This window comes from Microbacterium sp. T3-8, assembly GCF_055398145.1.
This window is the reverse complement of record NZ_AP027918.1, coordinates 1,110,587-1,137,392: the sequence shown is the minus strand read 5'-3', so window position 1 is coordinate 1,137,392 and position 26,806 is coordinate 1,110,587. Positions and strand designations below refer to the sequence as shown.

The 26,806-nt window shown below is 69.7% G+C and carries 25 protein-coding genes; 11 read left to right on the top strand and 14 right to left on the bottom strand.

The features are described from left to right. Nucleotides 1-102: 102 nt before the first annotated feature. Both ACZ5Y9_RS05355 and ACZ5Y9_RS05350 read left to right on the top strand, forming a co-directional pair. Nucleotides 103-1,533 carry a TrkH family potassium uptake protein gene (locus ACZ5Y9_RS05355; RefSeq protein WP_247623265.1) on the top strand — a complete coding sequence of 477 codons (1,431 nt, stop codon included), beginning with the start codon at nucleotides 103-105 and terminating at the stop codon, nucleotides 1,531-1,533. Next, entirely contained in the window at nucleotides 1,526-2,197 is a 672-nt protein-coding gene (locus ACZ5Y9_RS05350) for a potassium channel family protein (protein WP_247623266.1), read from the top strand. Before ACZ5Y9_RS05355 ends, ACZ5Y9_RS05350 begins: the two co-directional genes overlap by 8 nt. Nucleotides 2,198-2,228: 31 nt before the next feature. On the opposite strand, the gene ACZ5Y9_RS05345 is transcribed toward ACZ5Y9_RS05350, so the two are convergent. Together ACZ5Y9_RS05345 and proC are read right to left on the bottom strand one after the other, a co-directional pair. After that, nucleotides 2,229-2,516, bottom strand: a complete 288-nt coding sequence (locus ACZ5Y9_RS05345; protein ID WP_464472491.1) for a DUF1905 domain-containing protein — start codon at nucleotides 2,514-2,516, stop codon at nucleotides 2,229-2,231. Nucleotides 2,517-2,518: 2 nt separating this feature from the next. Next, nucleotides 2,519-3,358: a pyrroline-5-carboxylate reductase gene (gene proC, locus ACZ5Y9_RS05340; protein ID WP_464472490.1), complete on the bottom strand. Its 840-nt coding sequence runs from the start codon at nucleotides 3,356-3,358 to the stop codon at nucleotides 2,519-2,521. A 60-nt stretch (nucleotides 3,359-3,418) separates the two neighbouring features. On the opposite strand from proC, the gene ACZ5Y9_RS05335 reads away from it, so the two are divergent. Continuing rightward, nucleotides 3,419-4,390, top strand: a complete 972-nt coding sequence (locus ACZ5Y9_RS05335) for a cation diffusion facilitator family transporter (protein ID WP_464472489.1) — start codon at nucleotides 3,419-3,421, stop codon at nucleotides 4,388-4,390. Between the two features lie 17 nt (nucleotides 4,391-4,407). On the opposite strand, the gene ACZ5Y9_RS05330 is transcribed toward ACZ5Y9_RS05335, so the two are convergent. After that, nucleotides 4,408-4,863 carry a nucleoside deaminase gene (locus ACZ5Y9_RS05330; protein WP_464472488.1) on the bottom strand — a complete coding sequence of 152 codons (456 nt, stop codon included), beginning with the start codon at nucleotides 4,861-4,863 and terminating at the stop codon, nucleotides 4,408-4,410. Between the two features lie 91 nt (nucleotides 4,864-4,954). Here ACZ5Y9_RS05330 and upp point away from each other — a divergent pair, with 91 nt between their 5' ends. Then, nucleotides 4,955-5,587, top strand: a complete 633-nt coding sequence (gene upp / locus ACZ5Y9_RS05325) for a uracil phosphoribosyltransferase (protein WP_247623271.1) — start codon at nucleotides 4,955-4,957, stop codon at nucleotides 5,585-5,587. Nucleotides 5,588-5,602: 15 nt separating this feature from the next. Here upp and ACZ5Y9_RS05320 read toward each other — a convergent pair whose 3' ends face one another. The 3 genes from ACZ5Y9_RS05320 to nadE all read right to left on the bottom strand — a co-directional run bounded on the left by ACZ5Y9_RS05320 (nucleotide 5,603) and on the right by nadE (nucleotide 10,794). Beyond that, nucleotides 5,603-6,247, bottom strand: coding sequence for a GNAT family N-acetyltransferase (locus ACZ5Y9_RS05320; protein WP_464472487.1), 645 nt, complete (start codon nucleotides 6,245-6,247; stop codon nucleotides 5,603-5,605). Between the two features lie 148 nt (nucleotides 6,248-6,395). Then, entirely contained in the window at nucleotides 6,396-9,905 is a 3,510-nt protein-coding gene (locus ACZ5Y9_RS05315; protein ID WP_464472486.1) for a TM0106 family RecB-like putative nuclease, read from the bottom strand. 70 nt (nucleotides 9,906-9,975) lie between these two features. Continuing rightward, nucleotides 9,976-10,794, bottom strand: a complete 819-nt coding sequence (gene nadE, locus ACZ5Y9_RS05310; protein WP_247624726.1) for an ammonia-dependent NAD(+) synthetase — start codon at nucleotides 10,792-10,794, stop codon at nucleotides 9,976-9,978. 114 nt (nucleotides 10,795-10,908) lie between these two features. Between nadE and ACZ5Y9_RS05305 the strand changes: the two genes are divergently transcribed. Next, nucleotides 10,909-11,466 (top strand): phosphorylase family protein, encoded by a 558-nt coding sequence (locus ACZ5Y9_RS05305; protein WP_464472485.1) that lies wholly within the window; start codon nucleotides 10,909-10,911, stop codon nucleotides 11,464-11,466. Between the two features lie 62 nt (nucleotides 11,467-11,528). On the opposite strand, the gene ACZ5Y9_RS05300 is transcribed toward ACZ5Y9_RS05305, so the two are convergent. From ACZ5Y9_RS05300 to ACZ5Y9_RS05275, 6 genes are all read right to left on the bottom strand, one after another. Further along, nucleotides 11,529-12,014, bottom strand: coding sequence for an SbcC/MukB-like Walker B domain-containing protein (locus ACZ5Y9_RS05300; protein ID WP_464472484.1), 486 nt, complete (start codon nucleotides 12,012-12,014; stop codon nucleotides 11,529-11,531). Next, complete coding sequence (locus tag ACZ5Y9_RS05295) at nucleotides 12,011-14,659, bottom strand: AAA family ATPase (RefSeq protein ID WP_464472483.1); 2,649 nt, start codon at nucleotides 14,657-14,659, stop codon at nucleotides 12,011-12,013. The genes ACZ5Y9_RS05300 and ACZ5Y9_RS05295 overlap by 4 nt, the downstream gene beginning before the upstream one ends. Then, complete coding sequence (locus ACZ5Y9_RS05290) at nucleotides 14,660-15,829, bottom strand: exonuclease SbcCD subunit D (RefSeq protein WP_464472482.1); 1,170 nt, start codon at nucleotides 15,827-15,829, stop codon at nucleotides 14,660-14,662. It lies immediately after the preceding gene. A 120-nt stretch (nucleotides 15,830-15,949) separates the two neighbouring features. Continuing rightward, the gene (locus tag ACZ5Y9_RS05285) at nucleotides 15,950-17,395 is read right to left on the bottom strand and encodes an MFS transporter (RefSeq protein WP_464472481.1); all 1,446 of its coding nucleotides are present in this window, start codon (nucleotides 17,393-17,395) and stop codon (nucleotides 15,950-15,952) included. Nucleotides 17,396-17,721: 326 nt separating this feature from the next. Continuing rightward, a complete protein-coding gene (locus tag ACZ5Y9_RS05280) occupies nucleotides 17,722-18,186 on the bottom strand; it encodes a DIP1984 family protein (protein WP_464472480.1) in 465 nt (154 codons plus the stop codon). A gap of 52 nt (nucleotides 18,187-18,238) precedes the next feature. Then, nucleotides 18,239-18,547: a GNAT family N-acetyltransferase gene (locus tag ACZ5Y9_RS05275; RefSeq protein WP_464472479.1), complete on the bottom strand. Its 309-nt coding sequence runs from the start codon at nucleotides 18,545-18,547 to the stop codon at nucleotides 18,239-18,241. A gap of 326 nt (nucleotides 18,548-18,873) precedes the next feature. Here ACZ5Y9_RS05275 and ACZ5Y9_RS05270 point away from each other — a divergent pair, with 326 nt between their 5' ends. The 5 genes from ACZ5Y9_RS05270 to ACZ5Y9_RS05250 all read left to right on the top strand — a co-directional run bounded on the left by ACZ5Y9_RS05270 (nucleotide 18,874) and on the right by ACZ5Y9_RS05250 (nucleotide 22,648). Next, on the top strand, nucleotides 18,874-19,584 hold the full coding sequence (locus ACZ5Y9_RS05270) for a winged helix-turn-helix domain-containing protein (protein WP_247623280.1): 711 nt from the start codon (nucleotides 18,874-18,876) through the stop codon (nucleotides 19,582-19,584). Nucleotides 19,585-19,630: 46 nt separating this feature from the next. After that, a complete protein-coding gene (locus ACZ5Y9_RS05265) occupies nucleotides 19,631-20,584 on the top strand; it encodes a DNA-3-methyladenine glycosylase family protein (protein ID WP_247623281.1) in 954 nt (317 codons plus the stop codon). 15 nt (nucleotides 20,585-20,599) lie between these two features. Further along, nucleotides 20,600-20,809, top strand: coding sequence for a hypothetical protein (locus tag ACZ5Y9_RS05260; protein ID WP_247623282.1), 210 nt, complete (start codon nucleotides 20,600-20,602; stop codon nucleotides 20,807-20,809). After that, the gene (locus ACZ5Y9_RS05255) at nucleotides 20,809-21,213 is read left to right on the top strand and encodes a VOC family protein (protein ID WP_247623283.1); all 405 of its coding nucleotides are present in this window, start codon (nucleotides 20,809-20,811) and stop codon (nucleotides 21,211-21,213) included. The genes ACZ5Y9_RS05260 and ACZ5Y9_RS05255 overlap by 1 nt, the downstream gene beginning before the upstream one ends. A 265-nt stretch (nucleotides 21,214-21,478) precedes the next feature. Then, complete coding sequence (locus ACZ5Y9_RS05250) at nucleotides 21,479-22,648, top strand: RtcB family protein (protein WP_464472478.1); 1,170 nt, start codon at nucleotides 21,479-21,481, stop codon at nucleotides 22,646-22,648. Nucleotides 22,649-22,753: 105 nt separating this feature from the next. Here the strand turns inward: ACZ5Y9_RS05250 and ACZ5Y9_RS05245 are convergent, their stop codons facing one another. Both ACZ5Y9_RS05245 and ACZ5Y9_RS05240 read right to left on the bottom strand, forming a co-directional pair. Then, nucleotides 22,754-24,217 carry an MFS transporter gene (locus tag ACZ5Y9_RS05245; protein WP_247623285.1) on the bottom strand — a complete coding sequence of 488 codons (1,464 nt, stop codon included), beginning with the start codon at nucleotides 24,215-24,217 and terminating at the stop codon, nucleotides 22,754-22,756. 52 nt (nucleotides 24,218-24,269) lie between these two features. Beyond that, nucleotides 24,270-25,616 carry a M20/M25/M40 family metallo-hydrolase gene (locus tag ACZ5Y9_RS05240; RefSeq protein ID WP_464472477.1) on the bottom strand — a complete coding sequence of 449 codons (1,347 nt, stop codon included), beginning with the start codon at nucleotides 25,614-25,616 and terminating at the stop codon, nucleotides 24,270-24,272. A gap of 48 nt (nucleotides 25,617-25,664) precedes the next feature. Between ACZ5Y9_RS05240 and ACZ5Y9_RS05235 the strand changes: the two genes are divergently transcribed. Further along, complete coding sequence (locus tag ACZ5Y9_RS05235; RefSeq protein ID WP_464472476.1) at nucleotides 25,665-26,675, top strand: FUSC family protein; 1,011 nt, start codon at nucleotides 25,665-25,667, stop codon at nucleotides 26,673-26,675. The last annotated feature ends 131 nt before the right edge of the window (nucleotides 26,676-26,806 follow it).

The following is a 26,806-nucleotide window of genomic DNA, read 5'->3' as shown; positions in this document are numbered from 1 at the left end:
GTTCAGGGTAGTCGTCCCCGGCACGGAGTACCATGACGAGGGCTCGGTCTCAGGTGCTGAGCCGGCGCCGATCTGCGGCGGAGGCAGACGAAAGGGGACGCGATGTCGGGCATCGTGTCTGCGTCGTCCCCCAAGCAACGCCTGCGCAATGTCGCCGCCCACGGCCGTCACATCCTCACCTCCTCGCCCTCGCGTCTCGCCATCGTGGTGTTCGCGCTGCTGATCCTCGTGTTCACGGCGCTGCTCTCGCTGCCGATCGCTGCGGCCGATCGCACCGTCACCCCGCTCAGCGACGCGCTGTTCACGGCCGTCTCGACCATCTGCGTCACCGGCCTCGCGACCGTCGACATGGCGAACCACTGGTCGCCGTTCGGGCACGTGCTCATCTTCGTCGGCGTGAACATCGGCGGTCTCGGCGTTCTGACCCTCGCCTCCCTCATGGGCATGGTGATCTCGAAGCGCCTGGGGTTGCGCGCCAAGCTCCTCGCCGCGGGCGACACCAACCCGATGCGCGCGCACGGCGGCGTCGTCAACGAGAGCCAGACCGTCCGCCTCGGGGAGGTCGGCCAGCTACTGCGCACCGTCGCCTTCTCGGCGCTCATCATCGAGGGCGCGCTCGCCGTGCTCCTCTACCCCGGACTCGTGATGGCCGGGGTGAGTCCGATCGCCGCTCTCTGGGAAGCCCCCTACTTCGCCGCGATGGCGTTCACGAACACGGGCTTCGCCCCCAACGACGGCGGCGTCGCGGTGTTCGCCGACGACTACCTCGTGCTGTCGCTGCTGATGGTCGGCGTCTTCCTCGGAAGCATCGGCTTCCCCGTGATCTACTCGCTGGCCAAGCACGTCTGGCACGTCAAGCGCTGGTCGCTGCACACCAAGCTCACACTCGTGACGACCGTGCTGCTCTTCGTCCTCGGGGCCGCCGTCTTCCTCATCCTCGAGTACCAGAACCCGAAGACCTTCGGCTCGATGGATGCCGCCGACACGACGTTCCAGGCCTTCTTCCTGTCGGCGATGACCCGCTCGGGCGGTTTCAACGTGATCGACATGGCCGACCTCAACGGCTCGTCGCTCGTCGCCGCGAGCATGCTCATGTTCGTCGGTGGAGGATCGGCGTCGACCGCCGGCGGAATCAAGGTCACCACCCTCGCGGTGCTCGCGATCGCGGTGTGGTCCGAGGCGAAGGGTCGCCAGTCCGTCGAGGTGTTCGGCCGGCGCATCCCCAGCGACGTGCAGCGCGTCGCGCTCAGCGTCGTCGCCTGGGGAGCCACGATCGTCGCCCTGTCGACCATCGTCATCGCGCAGATCACGAAGGCCGACATCAGCCACGTGCTGTTCGACGTGATCTCCGCCTTCGCCACCGTCGGACTCTCGACGGGCCTCACCGCCGAGCTCCCCGACGCCGGCTCCTACGTGCTCGCCGCCACCATCTTCATGGGGCGCATTGGTACAGTGACTCTCGCCGCGGCAGTCGCCGCGACATCGCGATCGCAGTATTACTCACTGCCCGTGGAAAGGCCGATCGTTGGTTGAAGTCCTCCGGGGCGACGCTCCCGTCCTCGTCATCGGTCTCGGCCGGTTCGGCGCCGCCTGCGCGGGCGAACTCGATCGCCTCGACCGGGAGGTCCTCGCGATCGACGGCAACCTCGAGCTCGTGCAGAAGTGGTCGGATCGCGTCACGCACACCGTGCAGGCCGATGCGAAGAACATCGACGCCCTGCGCCAGATCGGCGCCCAGGACTTCCAGGTGGCGGTCGTCGCGGTCGGCTCGTCGATCGAGGCATCCGTCCTCATCACCGCCAACCTCGTCGACCTCAAGGTCCCGCAGATCTGGGCCAAGGCCGTCTCGCAGTCGCACGGCAAGATCCTCGCCCGCGTCGGAGCGAACCACGTCATCTATCCGGAGCGCGAGGCCGGCGAGCGCGTCGCCCACCTCGTCAGCGGCCGCATGCTCGATTTCATCCGCTTCGACGACGACTTCGTGCTCGCCAAGATGTACCCGCCGAAGTTCATCCGAGGCATCGGCCTCAACGAGTCCGGCGTGCGCACGAAGTACCGCGTCACGGTGGTGGGCGTCAAGAGCCCGGGCAAGCCGTTCCGCTACGCCGAGGCGAACACGATCGTCACGAACCACGACCTGATCATCGTCTCGGGCACCAACAGCGACATCGAGCGCTTCGCCGCCCTCGACCGCTGACGCGCGCGACTCGTACAGGTCGGGCGAGGCGTCAGGCGTCGATGTCGAGCGTGACGTCGACGACGTCGTCGATGCCGATGCCCTCACCGTCCTGCAGAGCCTTCTTGATCGGGACGATGTAGCCGCCGTCCTTCGGCCAGAGCGACGTCGTCACGCGCGTTCCGCCGATCGTGACGGATGCCGGGATCATCCCCCACCCGTAGGTGACGACCGCGGCGACTTCGCCGATCATCACCGCTTCGGTCTCGGGCACGGTCACGAAGTGGAACGGCGCGGGTCCGCGCCAGAACCAGATCTCGCCCGAGAATCGCAGCCGCATGGTCACGCCCCGGCGGCGAGCTCCCGAGCGCGCGCCAGCGCGGCCGCCGAAGCATCCGCGAACGTCTTCTCGAGGTGCGCATCCTGCAGCACCGCGATCGCACGCTCGGTCGTGCCCTTCGGACTCGTGACCCGTCGGCGCATCTCGGTCGGGGTCTCCCCCGACGCTTCGAGCAACGCCGTCGAGCCGATGAAGGTCTGCTCCGCCATCAGGCGGGCGTCCGCCTCGCTGAAGCCGAGCCCGAGGCCGACCTTCGTCCATTCCTCGATGAGCAGGAAGACATAGGCGGGGCCCGAACCCGAGATCGTCGAGAGCGCGTCGATCTGCGACTCCGGCACCTCGATCACGGCGCCGACCGTCTCGAACAGACGGCGCACGAGCGCCATGTCGTCGGGCGTCGATGCGGGACCGGCCGCGAGACCGGTGACCGCCTTGCCGACCGTCGCCGGGGTGTTGGGCATCGAGCGGACGACGTGCACGTCGGCGCCCAGGGCGTCGGCGAACGTGGCCAGCGTCACACCGGCGGCGAGGCTCACCACGATGGCGTCCGGGGCGAGGTGCGGGGCGATCTCGCGGAGCAGATCCGGCACCATCCCCGGCTTCACGCCCACCAGCACGATCCGAGCGGAAGCGAGTGCGTCGCGGTTGCCGTCGGGGTGCTCTTCGAGGGCGATGGTCGTGACGCCGGGAAGGTCGGCGAGGTCGGCGGCACTCACCCGCGAGCGGTTCGTGGCGGTGATCCCGCCGTCGACGGCGACACCCGAGGCGACGACGCCGCGCAGGATCGCCCCTCCCATCGAACCGGCACCGAGGAACGCGAGAGCGGGGAGAGAGTCAGCCATGTCGTCATCCTACGGCGGGCGCACCTGCGATCCCCAGAGGGGGCGATCTAGACTCGACGCATGAGTGCATCCGGCGGCGGCAAGGCGATCATCGCAGCGTTCCTGGCGAACATGGGCATCGCGCTCGCGAAGCTCGTCGCCTGGCTGCTCTCGGGGTCCGCGTCGATGCTCGCCGAGGCCGTGCACTCGATCGCCGACTCCGGCAACCAACTCCTGCTCCTGCTCGGCGGACGCAAGTCGCGCCGCGAGGCCGACCGCGCGCATCCCTTCGGCTACGGCCGCGAGCGGTACGTCTCGGCGTTCGTCGTGTCGATCATCCTGTTCTCCCTCGGCGGCCTGTTCGCCATCTACGAGGGCATCGACAAGCTCACGCACCCGCACGAACTGGACCCCGTGTGGTGGTGGCTGCCGATCGTCGTGCTCGTGATCGCGATCGGACTCGAGAGCTTCTCACTGCGCACCGCGATCAAGGAGAGCAACCTCGTTCGAGAGAAGGGGCAGTCCTGGGTGTCGTTCGTGCGCCGCTCCAAGGCGCCTGAACTGCCCGTCGTTCTGCTCGAGGACACCGGTGCACTGGCGGGCCTGAGCTTCGCACTGCTCGGCGTCGGGCTCACCGTCATCACCGGCAACTCGGTGTTCGACGCGATCGGCACGCTCATGATCGGTGTGCTGCTGGTGCTCATCGCGATCGTGCTGGGCATCGAGACCAAGAGCCTGCTCGTCGGCGAAGGCGCCACCACCGCCGACCTCGATCGCATCGTCGAAGCGATCGCCGCCGGCGACGAGGTCGAGAAGCTCATCCACATCAAGACCCTCTACCTCGGCCCCGACGAGCTCATGGTCGCGGCGAAGATCGCACTGACCGCCGACAAGTCGGTGCGCGAGGCCGCCGACGACATCGATGAGATCGAGGCACGCATCCGCGAGGCCGTTCCCGCCGCCCGCGTGATCTACATCGAGCCGGACGTGTACCGGCCTGCCCTCGATCCGGAGCCCCCGACGGACGCGTTCGTCTTCAAGTCCTCGGACTGACCGGCCAGCCCGCAGCGTCAGCGCTTGCGGGCGAAGAAGTCGCGCAGCAGGGCGGTAGCGGCATCCGCTTCCAGTCCCCTGACGACCTCGGCCCGGTAGGGCAGACGGCGATCGCGCAGCACGTCGTACATCGACCCCGCGGCTCCCGCCTTGTCGTCCCACGCCCCGAAGACGACCCGTCCGATGCGCGCCTGCAGGATCGCTCCGGCGCACATGAGGCACGGTTCCAGGGTGACGACGAGGGTGTGCCCCTCGAGATTCCAAGAGCCGACGGATGCCGCGGCCCGGCGCAGCGCCTCGACCTCGGCGTGACCCGTGGGATCGTGCGTCTCCTCGCGGGTGTTGCGCCCCTCGGCGATGATGCGACCGGCGGAGTCGACGACCACGGCACCCACCGGGATCTCGTCCGCGGTGCTCGCCTCCGCCGCGAGCACGAGCGCACGGCGCATCGCGGGCAGGTCGGCGGCGGTCATGGATCGAGCCTACGACAGCGGCGTGCGGCGTCCGCCGCGCGCGGTGCATCCGATGTCGTGCCGGGCGGCTCGGCGCATTAGCCTGTATTCCATGCGTGTTCACGTCGCCGACCACCCTCTCGTCACCCACAAGCTCTCGGTGCTGCGCGATGCGCGTACCCCGTCGCCGGTGTTCCGCCAGCTGACGGAGGAGCTCGTGACGCTCCTCGCGTACGAGGCGACCCGCAACGTCAAGGTCTCTCCGATCGAGATCACGACCCCCGTCACGACGACGATGGGTGTGAAGATCTCCGAGCCCCGCCCGATCGTCGTCCCGATCCTGCGGGCCGGCCTCGGCATGCTCGAGGGCCTGGTCAAGCTGCTCCCGACCGCCGAGGTCGGATTCCTGGGCATGGTGCGCGACGAGGAGACCTTCGAACCCACGACGTACGCCGAGCGTCTTCCCGACGACCTGAGCGACCGGCAGTGCTTCGCCATCGACCCGATGCTCGCGACGGGCGGCTCGCTCGCCGCGGCCATCCAGTTCCTGTTCGATCGCGGGGCGAAGGACGTCACGGCGATCTGCCTCCTGGGCACGCCCGAAGGCGTCGCAGCGATCGAGGCGCTCGTCGGCGACCGCGATGTGACGCTCGTGCTGGGTGCGCTCGACGAGCGTCTCAACGAGAAGGGGTACATCGTGCCCGGCCTCGGCGACGCGGGCGACCGCCTCTACGGCACGGTCTGAGCCGCAGGCGGCTGTTCAGCCCACGATGAGGCGGTACGCACGCTCATCCCCGTAGTGCTCGAAGCCGGCGCGCGCGATGATCGGCGCAGAGGTCGAGACGCGTCCCTTCACCAGAGCCGTCATGGCGCCCCATTGCGCCGCGATCCGGAGGCGTTCGGACAGGACTGCACGGTAGGCGCCGCGTCCGCGATGGTCTTCGAGAGTCGACGCGCCCCAGAGACGCGCGAAGCCGTCGGCGAGTGTCCACCCTCCCGTGCTCACCGGCTGCCCCGCGAGGCGCGCGAGCACACGTCCGTGGGTGCGCGACTCCAGCGACGCGGTGAGCTCATCGAACTCGGCACGGAGGCCCTCGTCGTCGAGAGCGAGCTGCTCCCACACCGCGACGTTGATCGCGTCGACCGCTCGGATCTGGTCGAGGTCGGTGACCAGCTCGGCGATGGCCCCGTTCGGCGGAGGTGCTGCGGCCGCGGCCTCACCATCGATCGGTCGTGCGAACACCGCGACGGTGTCGATGTGTTCGGCTCCACGCCGGCGGAGCTCATCCTCCAGATCGGGCGCGTCCGAGGGGTTCGTCCAGAACGTCAGGGTGTCTTCGCCCCAGCGCACCGTACGGGAGATCGCATGGTCGAGAACCTCGTCCGCACGCCGCGAGGAGCGCACCTGCGACCCTCGTACTCCCCCACCGAAGCGAGGAGGGTAGCGAACGAGGAGCAGCTCCGCGTTCTCGCTCTCGGATCCTCGGGGAAACCACGCCCACTCCGCGGCTGCTCGAAGTATCTCGTCTCGGGTGTGCACAGGTTCGCCTCGGTCAGTCCGCCGCGCCCACCAGGCGGGCGAAGGCGCTGAGCCGCGCCACGCCCTCCGGCGTGTAGGGAAGATCGTCGAGCAGTGCCGGCGAGTGGATCAGGTAGGCGACGCACTGCGCGCGGGAGATCGCGACGTTCAATCGGTTCTGCAGAAGCAGGAACTCGGGACCTCGCGGGGCATCGCGTCCGCTGGAGGCGGCGAGCGAGGTGATCGAGACGACCGCTTCCTTGCCCTGGAAGTTGTCGACGGTTCCGACCGGGACATCGCCGAAGCCCGCGGACGCGAGCGCCTCGTGCACGAGCTGGCGCTGCGCGTTGTACGGCGTGATGACGATGATGTCGGCAGGGGTGAGCGGGCGGGTCGTCGTGTTGTCGTCGCCGGTGTCGGCGTTGGCGCCGTCGCCGGTGTTGTCGGTGAACGTCCGCCCGACGAGATCACGGACGATCCGCACGACCTCGGCGGCCTCCTCCGGCGACTGCGTCGCGTTGCCACGGTGTCTCAGCGGCACGACGTGGAGCCCGGGGTCGATGCCGTCGACGGATCGCTTCTCGGTTCCCGGCGCGGAGGCGAGCTTGCCGGCGTAGGCGAGTTTCGACACCGGCGCGGCGACGAACGGATGCATGCGCCAGGAGCGGGCGAGGAAGTAGCCGTACTCGGGGCGCACGACCGCATCGCCGTCCATCACCCATCCCAGTGCCGAGGTATCGACGGGTTCGGGGTGAGCACCCTGACTGACCTGCGGCAATTGCTGCGGGTCGCCGAGGAGCAGCAGGCGCTTCGCACCCGCCGCGACCGCGATGGTCGAGGCGAGCGAGAACTGTCCCGCCTCGTCGATCACGAGCAGATCGAGACCTCCACGCTCGACGCGGGCGGTGTTGCTGAAGTCCCAGGCGGTGCCCCCGACCACGACACCCTCATCGGCGTGCTCGGCGAGGAAGGCCGCCATGCCGCTCTTCGGGATCACCGTGTACGCGGGATCGGAGTCGGGGTCCTTCGGCGCCTTCGCGACCTGCGCGGGCGCCACGCCGTCGGCGACGACTCGGGCGAGCAACGTCTCGATGATGGCGTGGGACTGCGCGACGACCCCGATCTTGAACCCGTGCTCGTTCACGAGCCGGGCGATCACGCGTGACCCCGTGTAGGTCTTGCCCGTTCCGGGAGGCCCCTGCACCGCGAGGTAGCTGCGGTCGAGGTCGAGCACGCCCCGGACGATGGCGTCGATCGGGTCGCCGGCGCCGGCCTCCACCGGCGGAAGCGGCGCGCCCGAGCGTGTACGCGGCGGGATCCGGCGCAGGATGTCGGTCGCCGGATCTTCCGGGAATCCCGGAGCTGCGGCGTGCACGGCGTCGGCCCATTCGTCGATCGCTCCCTGCAGGGAGACGACCCGCGGCGGCGCGGCGGGCGTCAGGGCAAGGGGGAGCTCGTCCCAGGTCTGCCCCTGGATCGCCGTCTCGGTGATGAGGAATCCGTCGTCGAGAACCTCGGCCACCGTCACGGCGTGCGGCACGTGCACCGCGCGCGAGGGGATGTCGACGTCGAACGGCGCCGGTGCCTCGTACAGTGCGAACGGCTGCGCTCCCACACCCAGCGTCGTTCCCGGCGAGACCTCACCGCGGATCTCGATGTCGCGGGACATCACCCGACGTCCCTCGCCGATGCTCCACTCGCGGCGCACGACCGAGGAGCCCGCATCGACGCGCACCACGTCGCGCGTGCCCTCCCACATCGTGACGGGCTCACGGAGCCGCTGGAAGTGCGAGACCCAGAAGCTCTTGGCCTCGCGCGGGAAGTAGTCGATCGCCGCTGCGGCGATGCGATGGACCTGGCCGTCCTGGCCCGCGTCGACGGCGCGCTCCGCGTCGGCGAGGAGGGCCACCGACCGCGGAGAGGGCTCGTAGATCACCTGGTCGGCGGCGTCGGGAGGGGCGGGGCTGACACCCTTCTGCCGCGCGATCTCGATCAGCCAGTTGCGCAGACGGCGCGTCGAGACGCAGTCGTAGCGGTTGTAGTCCGCGAGATCGGCGAGCACCGCGTCGGCATCGCTCTGCTCGCCCGCCGCCGCGAGCTCACGCGCGGCGACGTACTGCACGATCGAGTCGTCGCCCTTCTGCACGTCGCTCGTGCGCACGTCGTCGCCCATGTAGAGCGGCTCGAGCTTCTTGATCGAATACGAACGCGAACCGACGCGAACCGTGCGCAGCACCAGGGGGTAGAGGTCGACGAAGACCCCCTCACGGAGCAGTCGATCGACCTCGCCCTCGCGCACTCCGTGTCGCGCCGCCATCGCCACCAGGTGCGAAGTCTCGTAGGGCGCGTAGTGGTAGATGTGCATTCCGGGGTGGGCGGCCCGGCGCACGGCGACGAAGTCGAGGAAGGTCTCGAACGCGCGGCGCTCCTCGGCGAACGTGTGCGCCCAGATGGCCGTGTACTGGTCGGCGTTGTCGACCCAGCCGAAGAGATAGTCGATGCCCCAGTGCGACTCCCCGATCGGCGCCGGCTCCGTGTAGAGCGGGTCGCCTTCGAAGTCGAAGAAGATGTCGCCGTGGCTCGGCACCGGGAGGGTGTGGATCGCCGGCGCGTAGTGCACGTCGAAGGTGGGGGCACCGCTGGCATCGGCGCGGAGCTGCAGAGCGGCCTGCGCACGGAGCCCTTCGAAGGTGTCGACGTTCATTCCCGCCGGCGCCGTGGGCGCGGTGGCGAGCTCGTCGATGGTCGCGATACCCGCCGCACGCAGTCGGGCGCGCTGGACAGGACGCATGCGTGCGACCATCAGCAGGTCGCGGTGCGCGATCACCTGTTCCTCGCACGTCGCACAGCGGCCGCAGGCGACGACCTGCAGATCTCCCCGGTCTTCGCCCCAGGCGAGCGGGTCGCCCTCTGCTCCCGCATCGATGCGTCGATCGGAGATCAGTGCGCGCAGGCGGGCGCGACGCACCTGGAAGAGCGGGAGCAGGTCGTCGACGGCGTGTGTGCTGAGCGTGCCGTCTCCCAGGATGAGATCGACCTCGTCGGCGCGCGGCACTCCCAGTCGATCGAGTTGGTCGACGTATGCCGCGAGCTGCATCAACGCGGTGACGCGCGCCTTGCGCGCCAGTTTCGAGTCCTGCACCCGCCAACGGCCGTCGGCATCGCGTCGCAGGAAATCGGCGAACCCCACGAACTCCTCGGTGGCGAACGCCGCCTGGAAGACGACCTCCGCATCCGAACGCAGAGCCGCCAGGCTCTCCTCGACCGCAGCACCCAGCGCCGCGGCATCCGTCGACGACACCTTCGCGATCTGGCGCACCGCGTCGTCACCGAGTTCGGCGACGTACCGCGCGAGCACGTTCCTCTCGTGGACGTCACCGAGCAGCGCCGCACGCGCGAGCGTCGCGTCTTCGGGCTCTTCGACCGCCGGAACCCGGCCCAGCTTGGCGTCGATCGCACGGCACCAGGCGAACTCGCATTCGGCTGCGGCCTTGAGGTCGCTGGCGCTCCAGATGACGCGCTGCGCCTGAGTGTCGATCCGCACGATGCTCCATTTCGTCGTGCTTCGACACTAGCTGCGGCATCCGACATCGCCGCAGCTCACGGCACCCGGGTCAGCGCCACCAGGTGTCGTCGGGCGTCACGGGGAGGTTGCGCTTGTGCTGGGTCGCGAGGTAGCGCGCTTCGATCCGGCCGGCCACCTCGGAGTCCACCGGGCGCCCCTCGAGGAAGTCGTCGATCTGCTCGTAGGTGAGTCCGAGCTCGTCCTCGTCGGCGCGTCCGGGTTGCCCGTCGAGCAGATCCGCCGTCGGCACCTTGAACGCGAGCCGGTCGGGGGCGCCGAGGAACTGCAGCAGCGCGCGACCCTGTCGCTTCGAGAGGCCGGAGAGCGGCAGGATGTCGGCGGCCCCGTCACCGAACTTCGTGTAGAAGCCGGTCACGGCCTCGGCGGCGTGATCGGTGCCGATGACGAGGGCGCCCTCGTGCCCGGCCAGCGCATACTGCGTGACCATGCGCACCCGTGCCTTGATGTTGCCGCGGTTGAAATCGCTGATGTCGCTGGTCACGGCGAACTCGATATCCTCTTCGACGCCGTCGACGCCGTTCTGGATGTTGACCTCGACCGAGCTGTCGGCGGCGATGAAGGCGAGTGCCGCCTCGGCATCCGCTGCGTCGTGCTGCACCCGGTACGGAAGGCGCACGGCCAGGAAACGGGCTTCTCCGCCTTCGGCACGCACGCGCTCGACCGCGAGCTGTGCGAGGCGACCGGCGAGCGTCGAGTCCTGACCACCCGAGATCCCGAGCACGTAGCCTCGGGCGCCGGTGGTGCGGAGGTAGTCGGCGAGGAACTGCACCCGCCGTTCGACCTCGGACTCGGGATCGATCTCGGCGCGAACACCGAGGGCATCGGAGATCTGCTTCTGCAGGGACACGGCTTCCTCCACTCTTCCTCCTCCCAGTATCTCCCGGTCCTGTTACGGAGGGATGACGCATCGCGGATGCCCCGCGGCTTCGCGTCGCCCGCCGGCACCTGGCAGGATGGCGAGGTGAAACTTCTCGTCGCCGCCATGGCATCCGAACTCGAAGCGTTCCCCGAGAACCTCGAAGGATTCGATCAGCTCGTCACCGGCGAGGGCAAGATGCAGGCGACGTACGCCCTCACACGCGCGCTCGACGCGAAGCCTTACGACGAGGTCGTCGTCGTCGGCACGGCGGGTGGGATCGATCCGGATCTCGACGCGAGCGTCCACGAGATCGGGAGCGCCCTGCAGCACGACGTGTTCGATCTCGACGGCATCGCGGGCCAGCACGTCTCACTTCCGGCGCGCGTGTCGACGGGTCGCGACGGCGTGCTGATCGCGACCGGCGACAGCTTCGTGGGCGATGCCGGCATCACGGCGGTCATCCGCCCGTCCGGCGCCGGACTCGTCGATATGGAGACCTATGCGTACATCTGGGTCGCCGAGAAGTTCGGGGTGCCTATCCGGGCGTTCCGCGCGATCTCGGATCGCGCCGAGGAGGGCGCGCTGGTCGATTTCCGGGCGGCGATCGCCCGGTGCAGCGTCCAGCTGCGCGAGGTCATCCGGCGGGAGTACGGCGTCTGAGCGGCGCCGCCATCCGCGCATGTGCGCGGATACCGCGTCCGCACGCCTGAGCGGATGTCGCGTCAGCGCGTCTCGATGACGCTGGGCCCGGCACTCGTCGCACGTACGCGGAGCTGCGCCGGGATCTGATCCTGCATCGCCTCGACGTGACTGATCACGCCGACGGTTCGACCGCCCTGCCGCAGTTCGTCGAGCGTGCGCATCGCGACGTCGAGGGTGTCGGCGTCGAGAGACCCGAAGCCCTCGTCGATGAAGAGCGTGTCGAGACGGATGCCGCCGGCCCGGGCCGTGACCACCTCCGCGAGTCCGAGCGCGAGTGCGAGGGAACTCAGGAAGGTCTCGCCGCCCGAGAGCGACTGCGCGGGACGTGTCTGCCCGGTGAAGGCGTCGTGGACGACGATGCCGAGCCCCGATGCGGCGCCGCGTGCGGCGAGGGCGTCGGAGTGCCGGAGCTGGTAGCGGCCCGTGGACATGTCGCCCAGCCGACGGTTGGCCGCCTCGACGATCTCCTCGAGCTCGGCGGCGAGCACGAAGGTCTCGAGCGTCATTTTTCGTGTGTTCGGCCCCGACCGGCGATCGAATCGGCGAGGTTCTGCAGCACGGCGTGCTCGGCCATCTCCTCGGCGCTGCGACCGTGCTCGTCTGCGGCGGCCGCGGTGAGCGACGTCAGCCGTTCGAGCACACCCGCTGCGGCTCCGGCGGCGGAGACTGCGGTGATCCAGCCGGCCCGGGCGTCGGCGGCGGATGCTTCGAACGGCGCGATGTCGATCGGTTCGTCGGGGAGCGCACGCATCTCGAGCGGCAGAAGGATGCTCTTCTCCTTCTCGCGGCTCACGGCGTGCCGGGTGATCTTCTCCTCGAGTGCGTCGCACTCGCGCGGCGAGCGCAGAGCCGCGCGGGCGTCGTCGATCGTCTCGAAGGGCGAGTCGGTGAGTGCGCTCCGTCGAGCCGCCTCGGCCTCGGCGCGAGCGAGCTCCCGCTGTTCGAGGTCGCGGAGCGCGGAGGCGAGCGCCGTTGCAGCGGCGATGCCGTCGCTGGTGATCGCGATGCGCGATGCGACCGAAGGGAATTCACCTCGTGCCTCGACGATGCGCGCTTCGGCTTCTCGGGCGCTCTGCTCCTGGGCGGCGAGCGTCTCGCGTGCCGCTCCCACTGCCGCCTCTGCGGCGGCGCGCTCGTCGTCGAGGGCCTCCGCTCGCGCGGAGATCGCGGCGATGGCGGCGTCATGGGTGGCGAGAGCGCTCTGCGCATCGATCGAGGATCGCCGCTCCGTCTCGAGCGCCTCGAGTTCGGCCAATGCCGTCTCTGCGGTACGCCCCTCAGCGGCGACCTCCGCTCCGGCGATCTTCTCGCGGAGCGACACGTGATGCTCGGAGGCGGCACGTTCGCGTCGAGCAGCCAGGTCACGCACGGCCTCGGCCGCCTCGACGTCGTCTGCCGACACCGGGTCGGCGTGCACGGCGGGGGCCGGATGCTCGCGCGACCCGCACACGGGACACGGTTCCTGAGCCGTGAGAGTCGAGGCGAGTTCTCCCGCGAAGCCGTCGAGGCGCCGTCGACGCAGGAGCGCGAGCGCGGTCTGAGCCGTCGCCAGCTCGTCGGTCGCCTCCGCGAGCGCACGCTCGGCCGCGTCGCTCTGCTCCCGCAGCTCTTCGCGACGACGCACGGCCTCCGCGCGGGTGATCGCCTGGTCGCGCCGTCGGGTGAGGTCGTCGAGACGGTCAGCGGTGCGCCTCGCTTCGTCACGCGCGTGGGTTTCCCTGGCGAGCTCGGCGGGCAGGTCGCCCTGCTCCCGGACGAGTTCGGCGACGCGCGCGGCGGCCTCACTCGCCGCGGCACGCGCGCGTTCGATCTCCGCGTTGCGGGAAGCGGAACCCTCCTCGAGCAGAGCGGCCTGCTCCCATGCGCCACGCTCGCTCAGACGCTCGGCAACCCAGTCGTTCAGCAGGTCGACAGTGGGGGCGTCGAGACCCGCATCGACGGCGCCCCACTCGTCTTCCGCGATCCGCGCCGACTCCGCCGCGGACTCCGCGGCGCGTGCGGCCCGTTCGGCGGCATCGATCACTGCGCGGAGGGCCTCGGCGCTGCGCGCGGACGCGAGCGCGACCCGATCCTCGTCGATCTGCGGCTGCTCGGCGTCCAGTATCGCGAGCGCGGCACGCGAACGGTCGCGTTCGCTCTGCGCCGCACGTTCCTCACGAACCTCGGCGAGTCGGGCATCCGCCGCCGCGAGTGCGCGCTCGGCATCGTCGCGTTCGGCACGGCGGCGCTCGCTGCGATACGCGGCTCGCGCCTCGGCGCGGCGAAGATCGTCGAGGCGTCCGCCCGTGTCGGCGGCGGGCACGTCCCGCGACGCCGCGGCTCCGGGTGTCGGCCCACCGCCGGAAGCGCCGGCGGACTCGGAAGCGAACGGCTCATCCGCCGCCGCAGCGTCTCCGGACGCCGCGGACTCTCCGGACGCCTCGGACTCTCCGGACGCCTCGGACTCCGCGGTGTGCGCGCGCTCATCCGCTCCCAGCGCCTCCCGAGAGACGAGCGCCTCGGCCTCGTCGAGCCGCGCTCCGATCGTCGCCAGACGCAGGTCGAGTGCGCGTTCCGACGCTCGACGCCGCTCATCGAATCGCGTTTGCACGTCGTCGAACCGCTCGGTGCCGAACAGCCGGCGGAGAAGTGCCTGGCGGTCCTTGCTATTGGCGAGCAGGAACTCCGAGAAGCGGTTCTGGGCGAGAAGGATCACCTGCAGGAACTGCTCGCGGCTCAGTTGGAGGATCTCGTCGAGCTCGTGAGCGACGTCGACGGCTCGGGCGGCTCGCCCGATCCATCCCGACTCCGTGTGCTCTTCGAGAGCCACCGCCGGTGCCTGTTTGGTCAAACCGCCCCCGCGCTTGGCCGGGCGCAGGTACTCGGGCGAACGAGTGACCCGATAGCGACCCGCCGGGGTGCTGAACTCGATCGAGACCTCGGAGATGTCATCGGGCTCGCAGTAGTCGCTGCGCAGCCGCTTCTCGCCGCCTTCGTAACGCGGCACTCCGCCGTAGAGCCCGAAGCACACGGCGTCGAGGATGCTCGACTTGCCTGCACCCGTGCGACCGGCGATCAAGAAGATGCCATCGTCGGCGAACGAGTCGAAGTCGACGACCTGGCGCGAGCGGAACGGACCGAATCCCTCGGCCTCCAGGCGGTGCAGGCGCATCTAGACGAGCGCCTCTGCGCGCACCCGGTCGTCGAGCACCTCACGGATGAGCTCGATCTCACGCGCCGTGGGCCCGTGGCCCTCGCGGACGTGCTCGAGGAAGGCGGCGATGCGTTCGTCGTCGCTCACGGCCTCGCGCAGACGCGCCGCGTACGACCCTTCACCGCTCTCGACCGTCGTCGCCGGCAGGTGCTGCACCAGTGCGCAGAACGGAAAGCGCTCACGGAGGCGGCGCATCGGCTCGGTCTGCGGAAGCGCGTCGGTGTAGGTCGCGCACACCCAATCCTCGGCATGAGCCGCGACGTTGTCGTCGGAGAGGATCTCGTCGAGGGTGCCCGTCAGAGTGACGAGCCGGCGCGGAACCGGGAGGTCGAGCCACTCGACACCCGCGAGCCCGCTCTCTCCGATCTCGACGAGCCAGGAGCCGCGCGGCTTGCTCTGCTCGCCGAAGCTGTAGTGCAGCGGCGCTCCGGCATAGCGCACGCGGTCGCTCAGGCGGTTGCGGCCATGGATGTGCCCGAGAGCGACGTAATCGGGGCCGTCGAACACCTCGAGCGGCACGACGTCGAGCCCGCCCTGGCGCACCTCCCGCTCGAGCCCCGTCGTCGCATCGACTCCGGCGGCGAAGCAGTGGGCGATCGCGACCGAGCGCCCGTCGTGACGCGCCATGCCCTCGCGGACGAGGTGCATGGCATGCGCCATCGTCTGCGCCTGGGTGCGCAGGGGACGTCCCTCGGCATCTCCCTCGGGCCAGTGCTGGCGCACGATCGCGGGCTCGAGGTACGGGATCCCGTAGAAGTTCACCGGACCGTCGACATCGTGAATCGTCACCGGCGTGCCGATCGACAGCGGATCGGTGAGCACGTGGATGCCCTCGCGCAGCAGCCGGGCTTGGAAACCGAGTCGGGCCGCCGAGTCGTGGTTGCCGCTCGTCACGACGACGCTCGCCCCCGTGTCGTGCAGAGCGACCAGCGCATCGCCGAGCAGGGTGTAGGCGGGACCCGATGGCGTCGCGGAGTCGAAGACATCGCCCGCCACGACCACGACGTCGACCGCGTGCTCCCTCACCTGCTCCGTGAGCGCTCCGAGCACCTGGGCCAGCGCGTCCATGGTCGAGTTGCCATGGAAGGTGCGGCCGATGTGCCAGTCGGAGGTGTGCAGGATGCGCATAATCACACGGTACGAAGGGCCACCGACATTCCGTCCGAGGCGTGCCGCAGCAGCCGTTCCCCGGCGGCGGATCGACGGGGCCGATCGTCGATCCGCCGCCCGATGGGCGACCGGCTCCGCTCAGTGCGCGGAGGGGACGGCCTCTCCGAGCGACGGCAGCAGCTCGCTCTTCGATCCGCGAACCATGGTCGCCGCGATCACCGAGGCGGCGACCATGAAGATCGATGCGGCGATGAACGTCCAGCCGTAGGCACCCGTGAGCCGCTCCGGACCGACCTCTGTCTGCGCGTGTCCACCGACCGCGGCCGCGTAGACCGCCGTGAACACCGACAACCCGATCGATCCGCCGATCTGCATCGCCGAGTTCGCGACCGCCGACGCCACCCCGGCGTCGTGCGGCGCGACCCCCGAGAGCGCCAGGTTCTGCAGAGGGATGAACACGAAGCCCATCCCGATCCCCAGCAGCACCAGCGCCGGGGCGATCTGAACGACGTACGCACCGTCCGGTGTGATTCCCGAGAGCGTGAACAGGCCGACCGCAGCGATCAGCGGGCCGACCACGAGCATCGGGCGCGGACCGATCACGGGCAGCAGCTTGGTCGCGATCGGCGCGAGCACCATGGTCGCGATCGGGAGCGGGAGGCTCGCGAGCCCCGCCTGGAGCGCTCCCATGCCGAGAACGAACTGCAGGTGGAACGTCAGGTACACGGTCGCGCCGATCATGATCGCGCCGGCGACGCCCTGGATGAGGAACGCGCCGCCGCGCACGCGGTCGGCGACCACGCGCAACGGGAGCAGCGGGTGCGCGACCCGGCTCTCGACCCAGACGAAGAGTCCGAGGAGCACGCCGCCGAGCACGAGGAAGCCGATCGTCAGGGGCTGCGCCCACCCGCCCTCGGCGAGGCTGAACCCGTAGACGAGGGACCCTAGTCCGAGGGTGACGCTCAAGGCACCCGCGATGTCGAGGCGCTTGCTGCCCTCAGCCGCGCTCTCGGTCAGCACGATCGCCCCACCGGCCACGCCGATCACGACGAAGACGAGGTTGACGAGCAGGCACCAACGCCAGTCGGCGAATTCGGTCAGGACACCGCCGAGCAGCATGCCGATGGCCGCGCCGGTGCCGGCGACTGTGCCGAACACGGCGAAGGCGGTGTTGCGCTCCCGTCCAGTCGGGAACGTCACGGTCAACAACGCCAGGGCCGCCGGCGCGAGGAGGGCGGCGAACACGCCCTGCAGGCCTCGCGCGAGGACCAGCTCCCAGCCCTGCTGGGCGAGACCGCCGTAGAGGGAGGCGGCTCCGAAGCCGAGCATGCCGATCAGGAACGCCCGCTTGCGTCCGATGAAATCGGCGATCCGGCCGCCCAGGAGCAGGAGCGCTCCGAAGGCGAGTGCATAGGCCGTCACGACCCACTGGCGCTGCACGTCGCTGAGATCGAGAGCGGCCTGAGCACGGGGCAGGGCGATGTTGACGATGGTGCCGTCGAGGACGACGACCAGTTGGGTCAACGAGAGGACGACGAGCGCCCACCATCGGGTCTGAGGGCGGGCGCGCAGGGATGACGACATGGAAAAACCTCCGGTGTCTGGTGAAGGATGCCGGAGGTTTCGAGCCTCGGACCAGTGCGCCGCGGGCGCCTGACCACCTCAGCCGACGGGGCTGAGCAGAGCTCGACTATAACAAGTCGATCGAGAGGTTCGTAAGCGGAAGGTCCCCTGACCCACCCTCGTCACGACGATCGGCACGCGGTGATGCGAGATGCGCGGTGCGCGATCACCTGTGCGGCGTGCGGGGCTGCGCGATGCGAGATCAGGGCTGCCCTCCGCCCACAGGTGCCGGGACTTGCCCCTCCCGGCGGGGGTTGTGCCCGCCTCGTCGTGACTACCGACTTCCGCTACTCCTCCAGATCGTTCGTCCAGTTCGCCTGCTGGATCCGGTTGTCGAGTTCGCGCAGCTCCTGCGCGACCCGATCCGCGTTCGCCCGCAGCTCCGCCACGGGGAGCGCCGAGATCTGTCGCAGCTCCGAACGCATCTGCCGGGGGAACTGCGTGTTGCCGGATGCGGATGCCGCGGCATCCGCCAGCAGTGAATGCCGGAGCCGCAGCACGTCCCGCGTCGCGAGCGCGTCGGTCATCGTGCCGTCGGTCCCCAGATCGAGCCGTGCATTCGTGGCGTTGATCAGGCGGATCAGATCGCGCAGCCGTGCAAGGTCGGCTTCGGCGTCGACGAGCAGTGCGTTCGCATCCTCGGAGGGCTCCTCCCCCTCCTGGAAACGGGCGTTCGCTGTGATCCGCGCGCGAAGCTGTTCGATCCGGCGCTGCAGATCGGCCCGTGCGGTGAGTGCCTCGGCGAGTTTCATACGCCCCATCCTTCCAAATCGACGTCGTAACACAACGTCACGGACGAGGCGGTCACCGTGAGCGCAGCAACGACGCCTTCTCGGGGTGCGCCGAGAACCAGTCGGCGACGTACCAGCAGACCGCGTCGACCTTGCGGTCACCCCGCTCCTCGATCTCGGCGACCGCGCCCTCGACGACCGTCCCGGCATAGCCGTGGCCGCGGAAACTCGGGATCGTGAAGGCCCGAGTGAGCGCGATGGTGCGACCGTCGTCGCGGTAGTCGAGCACGCTCACGAGCTGCCCGTCGCGGGTCAGCGTGTAGCGGGAGGCGTCCTTCTCGTCGGTGAGGATGAAGCCGGAGGCGAGCGTCGATTTCGTCATCGGAACCACGTTACGCCCGCCGCGCGATCGTGTGGTCGTTTTGACACGGGCCGACACGATCGGACATAATCCCCCCATGACCACCAACGCACGCCCTTTGTCCGCCCAGGAGGCGAACGGGACTGCCGGGATGATGATGCCCGGTCGCGTTGGCATGTGTTGCCGAATGTGCAGCTGAACGAACAGCCACCCGCCCGACCCCGTCCCTCGCGATCTTCGAGGCAGGGGTCCCCGAGCATCCACCCTTTGCTCGCTTCCCGGCTCGCCCCGGTCATTCATGCAACGCATCAGAGCCCATCGGCTCACGTCCTGAGGACTTCATCATCATGTCGAACATCGCACTTCTCGAGCGTCCCGCCACCGCCCCGCTGCGCACCGTTCCCGCACGCACCGAGGCAGACGCACCGTTGAACACCGCCGCCGATCTTCCCGCCGCCCGTTCGCCGCGCGGCTTCGCCCTCTACGTCGGTCTCGACGAGATCAAGGCCGCCGAGGCCGGCGTGAGCCTTCCGCTGCTCGTCGACGCCCTCCGCCGCACGCTCGCCGAGCTCGCCCCTGGCGCCGAGACGCACGCCACGGTGGCCCTCGCCCCGCACGGCTCCGGCGGTAAGGACCTCGACGTGGTGCGTCTCGCCCTGCACGAGCCCGGCGCGATCGCCCGTACCAAGGCCGCGGCCGAGGACGACGCCGTCGACGAAGAGGGCGGCGTGACGGTCGACATCTCGCGCAAGCGCGTGCTCATCGACGGCGAGTCCGCAGCGTTCACCTACAAGGAGTTCGAGCTGCTGCAGTACCTCGTGCTCCGCGAGGGCCGCACGATCGAGCGCTCGGAACTGGTCTCGGCCCTGTGGCAGGCCCAGGACGACGAAACGCCCGGTGAGCGCACGATCGACGTGCACGTTCGCCGACTGCGCGCCAAGCTCGGCCGCTACGAGGACATCGTCCGCACCGTGCGCGGCATCGGCTACCGCTTCGATCGCCACGCCGATGTCGTCATCCGCTACGGACACGGCACCCCCTCGCCCGACCGCTTCTGACCCGCGCACCCATCGCTCTGTCGGACGCCCGACGTAGGGTGGGCGCATGACGATGACAGCGGATGCCGATGCGGCCGAGGCCGCGCGCGCTCCGCACGAGATCGTGTACCGACCGGAGCATCCGCTCGACCTGCTGCGGACCGTGGGGATGCTGCGTCGCGGGCGGAACGACCCCACGACCGTCATCGACGGCGGCGTCATCTGGCGCGCTCTGCGCACCCCCTCCGGCATCGCGACGATCGCACTCCGCGCCTCTTCGGGAGAGGTGCGGGCGACCGCCTGGGGCCCGGGAGCCGGCGATGCTCTCGACCGGGTCCCCCGGCTCTGCGGGGCCGACGACGACGCAGAGGGCTTCGATCCGACCCGGCATCCGCTGATCGCCGATGCCGCCCACCGTCACCCCGGTCTGCGGCTCACGCGTACCGACGAGGTGTTCGACGCGCTCGCATGCGCGATCATCGAGCAGAAGGTCACGGGCATGCAAGCCTTCGGGGCCTGGCGTTACCTCGTCACCCGCTACGGCGAGCGCGCCCCCGGCCCGACCCCGCGGCCGATGCACGCCGCTCCCCCGCATTCCGTCTGGCGCACGATCCCGTCGTGGATCTGGCAGCGCGCCGGCGTCGAGCCGCCGCAGTCGAAGACGCTCGTGCGCGCGGCGCAGCGCGGCGACAGCATCGAACGCGCCACGCGCGCCGCAGAGACCGGCGTCGACCGCGACCGCGTGCTCGCCAGCCTGCCCGGGATCGGCCTCTGGACCTCGGCCGAGACGCGCATCCGCGCGCTCGGAGATGCGGATGCCGTGAGCGTCGGCGACTATCACCTGGCGCACCAGGTCGGTTATGCACTGACCGGCACACGCACGGACGACGACGGGATGCTCGCGCTCCTCGCCCCGTGGGCGGGCCATCGGCAGCGGGTGCTCCGCCTCATCCACGCCAGCGGCGTGCAGGAGCCGCGCCGAGGTCCGCGCCTCGCGCCCGAGGACCACCGCGCCCGCTAGCCCTAGGCTGTGACCATGAACCCGTCTCGTCGTCGACTCGCGCTCCGCCTGATCGTCACCGTCGGCCTGCTGGTGCTGGGCGTCGTGATCGGCCTGATCTTCCAGAACGTCTGGCTCGGCGTGCTGCTCGCCGCCATCGTCTGGATCGGGTGGTTCCTCGGCTACGAGTCGCGGCGCGGGCACAACGCCGGCGTCAACGACGAGGACCACGGTATCGAGCTCTGATGCCCCTCCTCGATCATCTCGGCATCACGGTCGCCGACCTCGAACGCGGGCGCGCCCAGTTCGCCCCGGTGCTCGCCGCGCTCGGCTTCGCGATCGGTTACGGCGACGATCACTCGCTCTCCTGGAACAAGGATGACGAGACCGAGCTGATTCTCATGGCACCGCGCGACGACGACCCCGAACCGCACCGTCACGGACGCGTCGGCTGGCAGCACCTGGCGTTCGCCGTCGACTCCCGCGACGACGTCGAACGACTGCACGCCATCGCCGTCACGGCCGGCTGGACACCCGTGCGCGAGCCGAAGGAGTACCCGCGCTTCACCGAGCGGTACTACGCCTCGTTCGTCGAGGACGACGGCGGCATCCGCATCGAGTTCATGCACAACCCTCCGCGCGACGTTTGACACCCACCCCGCCCGCCCCCTAATGTTGCAAGGCTGCGCCGACCGGTGCAGCACTCAGCCGAGGAGACGACGCATGACCGCCCTGCGGAATCAGCCCATCGCCACGGTCGCAGCCCTTCCGCAGAAGCGCCACGACCGCGATGAGTCGTACCCTCCGGCGCGCGCCGTGTGACAGCATCCGCTGTCCCCTGCCCCGCACCGTCAGGTCCGGGGCTTTTTTTATGAGTGCCCGACCTGTGACTGAACATCACGAAGGAAAGGAATCATGGAGAAGCTCTCCGCGCGGCTGCTGTCGTGGGCGTCGCTGATCGACGAGAAGACACTCGATCAGGCGCACACCACGGTACGCATGCCGTTCATCCACCCGCACCTGGCACTCATGCCCGATGCGCACCTCGGCAAGGGGGCGACGGTCGGCTCGGTCATCCCGACGCTCGGCGCCATCATCCCCGCCGCCGTCGGGGTCGACATCGGCTGCGGCATGATCGCCGTCCGCACGCAGTTCACGAAGAGCGACGTCGCCGGACGCGACCTCGCGCCGCTGCGGGTGCAGATCGAGCGCGCCGTACCGCTGTCGGCCGGCCACCACAACAACAAGATCGTCGCCACCGCCGAGCCCCGCATCGCGGAGCTCGAAGCGCTCGCCGAGCAGAACGGGTTCGACCCCGAGTCCTACGCCAAGAACTGGCGACTGCAGCTCGGATCGCTCGGCTCCGGGAACCACTTCATCGAGGTCTCCCTCGACGAGCTCGACCGGGTGTGGCTGTTCCTGCACTCGGGTTCGCGGGGTGTGGGCAACCGGATCGCCGGCCACCACATCGCGGTGGCACAGCGGCTGGCGAAGCAGTGGTGGATCGAGCTTCCCGACCCCGACCTGGCCTACCTGGTCGAAGGCACGCCGGAGTTCACGCGATACATCCGGGAACTCCGGTGGGCCCAGCACTTCGCGCTGCTGAACCGGGAGGAGATGATGGATCGGGTGATCCGGCAGGTGTCCGACTTCGTCGGCGCACCCGTCGACGAGCAGGAGCGGATCAACTGCCACCACAACTTCACCGAGTCGGAGAAGCACTTCGGCAAGCGGGTGTGGGTGTCGCGGAAGGGCGCGATCCAGGCGGATGCCGGTCGGCCCGGGCTCATCCCGGGATCGATGGGCACGGCGTCGTACGTGGTCGAGGGGAAGGGTGACCCGCTGTCGCTGAACTCCTCGCCTCACGGTGCCGGTCGGGAGTACTCCCGGTCGGCGGCGCGGCGCACGTTCACCCACGAGCAGCTGCGGGAGGCCATGGTCGGGATCGAATTCCGCGACACGGATGCCTTCATCGACGAGATCCCGCAGGCGTACAAGCCGATCGATCGGGTGATGGCGGATGCCGAGAGCCTCGTGACGATCCGGCACACGCTGCGGCAGATCGTGAACGTCAAGGGGAACTGATCTCCCTGCACAGGGGGGCGTGATTCGTGGGTCATCCACGGGTCACGTCCCCGTGTAGATGTCACCCTGCGGACGCTGGCAGACTGCTCGGATGGCAGCCGGCGATCAGACGACCGGCGACGCCTCGACCTCGGCGGGACGATCCGTGAACGCCGTCTTCGGTACGAAGACGAGAGTGACGGCGGCCACCAGGGCAGTGACGCCGCACACGATCCACACGGTGAAGTACCCGGCGAGCGACCCGGCGGTGCCCTCGGCCGCCGCACCGGCCGATTCGGCCACGCCGTTCAACAGCGCGATGCCGAACACGCACGATGCGATCGCCCCGCCCACGGTCTTGACCGAGTTCGTCAGGCCGGTCGCCACGCCCGTCTGCGTGGCGGGTGCACCGGATGCCGCCGCCGCGGGAAGCGCAGCCACGAGCGCTCCGGAGCCGAGCCCGGCGATCACCATGTTCGTCACGACCTGCGCGTAGGTGTCGTGGAACGGCAGGAACAGCAGGAACCCGATCCCGACCAGGAGCGACGCGCCCATCAGCGTGAGCCGGGGCGTGGTGCGACGGGCGACCAGCGGGAACAGGAGCGCGCCGGCGATCATCGCGATGAGATAGAGCCCGATGATGAGCGAGGTCTGGAAGCCGGAGGTGCCCAGCCCGTAGCCGTGCACACCCGGGTCCGTGCGCGCGAAGGTCGACAGCGGAGCCTGCGCGCCGAGCACGCTGACGCCGAAGAGACCGGCGGTGAGGAACACCGGGCCGAGGGCCGGTGAGCGGAACATGCGCACGTCGATCAGCGGATCGTCGCGGCGGAGCTCCCAGAGCACGAACGGCACGACCAGCACGATCCCGAGCAGCACCACCGCCCACGACCACGGGTTCACGAGGCCGCCCTCGAGGCGCAGCAGGCTGAGTCCACCGGTGAAGCACACGAGGGCGAGCGAGATGAGGATGAGCCCGACCGTGTCGAACGCACCGCCCGTGGGGTCGGGCGACTCCTTCACCCCGAACAGGATGACGAAGAAGCAGACGACGATGAGGATCGCCGGCACGAGGAGCACGACCGTCAGCGGCAGCACGTCGACGAGTGCACCTCCGGCGAGCGCCCCGAGGATCGCTCCCCCCTCGAGGGCGGCGACGAGGAGACCGGCGGCCTTCGCCGTGATCGTGGAGCGCCCCTCCATCCGGCGCGACCGCGACCAGATCAGGGCGATCTCGAGCGGGAGCCAGACGACGTAGAAGCCCATGAGCGTCCACGCGACGAGGAAGACCCCGAACGAGTCGGTGAACGGCAGCACGAGTGCTGCCGCGGCGGTGAGGGCCGTCGAGATCAACAGCATCCGCTTGTGGCCGACCATGTCGCCGAGCTTCGCGAAGGCGGGCACCACCAGGGCCGACAGCATGAGCTGCGTGCCCTCGAGCCAGTTCACGTCGGCGTCGTGGATGCCGAGGTGCCGGGCGATGTCGGTGAGCATCGGGGTGTAGTAACCCTGCAGGACGCCGCTGGTGAACTCGACGAACGCGAGGTAGCCGACGACGGCGGCCAGGGTGCCCAGTGTGCGCGTGCGCGTCATCGCGACTCCTGCTTCTCGTGGGGCCCCCGGACCCATCGAGGGGCGACTGAGATCACACTAGCCGTTCGAGGAGAGCGCGATGGAACCGCTCTCCCCGCGCGAGGGCGGCGATCTCGACGTTCTCGTCGACGCCGTGGATCGATGCCCGCTGGGCGTTCGACATCTCGAGGGGAGCGAAGCGGTACACCGCCGGGGCGAAACGATGGAAGTGCCGGGAATCCGTCGCCGCCATCATCACGTACGGCACGGCCGGCACGCCCGGATGCGAGACCTCGAGCGCCTCGGCGAGCAGCGCGAACTGCGCGTTCTCGGTCGACGATTCGGGCGACGGTTCGCTCGCCTCGACGACCTCGACCTTCACGAGCGGGTCGCGCACGCGCCGACGCACGCGCAGCACCGTCTGCTGCGTCGTCTCTCCGAGCGCGATGCGCAGGTTGACGGTGGCGGACGCCTGCGACGGGAGCACGTTCGCCGCGGTCCCGCCCGACTGCATCGTGGGCGCGACGGTCGTGCGCACGAGCGCCGCCGGCTCTCCCCCGAGCGCGGCGAAGACCCGCGCCGTGAGCAGCGGCGCGGAGGCGAGCACCCGGAGCAGGTGCCGCGCCGACCCGGGCGTCTGATCGGCGAGGCGCGACAGCATCCGGAGGATCGCCGTCGACGCCCGCGGTCGGAACGTCGTGGGGCCCAGCCGATCGACCGCGCGCGCGATGCGCCGCACCGCCGTGAGGGTCGGCGGGGCGGAGGCATGACCGCCGTCCCCGCGGGCCGAGAGCCGCACGGTCATCACGCCCTTCTCGCCGACGCCGATCATCGCCGCACGCCCGGGTACGAACGGCAGGGGCGCATCGACCACCGCTCCTCCCTCGTCGACGACGAGCCAGGGAACGATGCCGCGGTCGCGCAGCACCGCGGCGATCTCCTGCGCCGCGTGCCCGTAGGTCTCCTCGTTGCCACCGAACGACAGGTAGACATCGCGCGCAGGGACGAAGCCGTCGGCGAGCAGGTTCTCGACGGCTTCGAGCACGACGATCAACGGCCCCTTGTCGTCGAGCGCGCCCCGCCCGTACACGATGCCATCGGCGATCACACCGGCGAAGGGAGGATGCGTCCAGGCATCGCTCTCGTCGACCGGGACGACGTCGTAGTGAGCCATCAGCACGACCGGCCCCTCGGATGCCTCCGCCCTCCCGCGCCAGTGGAAGAGGAGCCCGAAATCGGTGTGGCGCTCGAGCGCGAGACTCTCGTGCGTCAACGGGTACAGCTCGGCGATCAGGGCGACGAAGGCGTCGAACGGCTCCCGTCCCCGCTCTTCGAGCTCGGCCGAGACGGTCGGCAGCTGGATCATCCGCGAGAGGCGTTCATCGATGCCGGGGCGCACGGTGGGGGTCACGTTCGCCATCGTATCGACCGTGTCCGCCTTCGCAGGAGCGAGGAGGAGAATGGAGGGGTGAGCCTCTTCGCCTTCGCCCCCTCCCGTGGACCGCGTTGGCCCCTCGCCCTCCAGGCCGCGATCGGCATCGCGGCACCGATCGCCGTGTCGACCGTCCTCGGCCAGGCACCGCTCGGCTACATCGCCGCCTCCGGCGCCTTCACGGTGCTCTACGCGGGCTCCGCCCCGGTGGTCGATCGTGCGCGGGTGCTGCCGATCATCGCCGTCTCGCTGATCCTGAGCGCCGCCCTCGGCATTCTCGTCGCGGGGAACACCCTCGTGGTGAGCATCGGTGTCGTGGTGGTCGCGACCGTGAGCGCGGCTCTCGCGTTCGGCTTCCGGCTCGGCCCTCCCGGCCCCCTGTTCTTCGTGCTGGTCTACGGCCTGTCCGCCCACGTCGTCGCCTCCGGAACGATCGACCCGTTCGTCTATCTCGCAGCCCTCACCGGCGGTTGCCTGTTCTCGTACCTCGTCGCCCTCGCGCCGCTCGCGCTCCCCCGCATCCGGCGGATCCGGGCGCGCCCGCTGCGGGAGATCCTGCCCGGGCCGGCCTGGAACGCGGATTCCCGGATGCTCCTGCTCCGCGTCGTGATCGTCGCGATCGTGGGCGTGCTGCTCGGCCTCGTGATCGATCCCGATCGCACCTACTGGATCGTCGGTTCGGCCGTCGCCGTGATCGGTGTGGCCGCCGCACGACGCGCCGCCTTCCAGCGCGGGCTGCATCGGATGCTCGGCACCGTGGTCGGTGCCGGCCTCTACATCCTGCTCGCGCTGCTGCACCCGGCCGGCATCTGGCTGGCCCTGCTACTGGGGCTGCTGCAGTTCTCGATCGAGCTCGTCGTGGTGCGCCACTACGCCCTCGCCCTCGTGTTCATCACCCCGCTCGTGCTGCTGCTGACGGGCGCGGCGACCGGAAGCATCGGGTCGCTCGACGTCGCGGGCGAGCGGATCGTCGACACGATCGTCGGCGCGGTGCTCGGCGCCGCCTCGGGTGTGCTGCATCCGCGGGCGGAGGCGAGGGATGCGTGAGGGCGCGCTTCCCCTCCACCGATGACGACCTGAGCGAGTTTTCCACCGATCGTGCTGAGCGGTCTGAACAACCGTGCGAGCCTTGGCAGGATGGACGCGACGACGCACACGAGGGGGATGATCGCCATGAC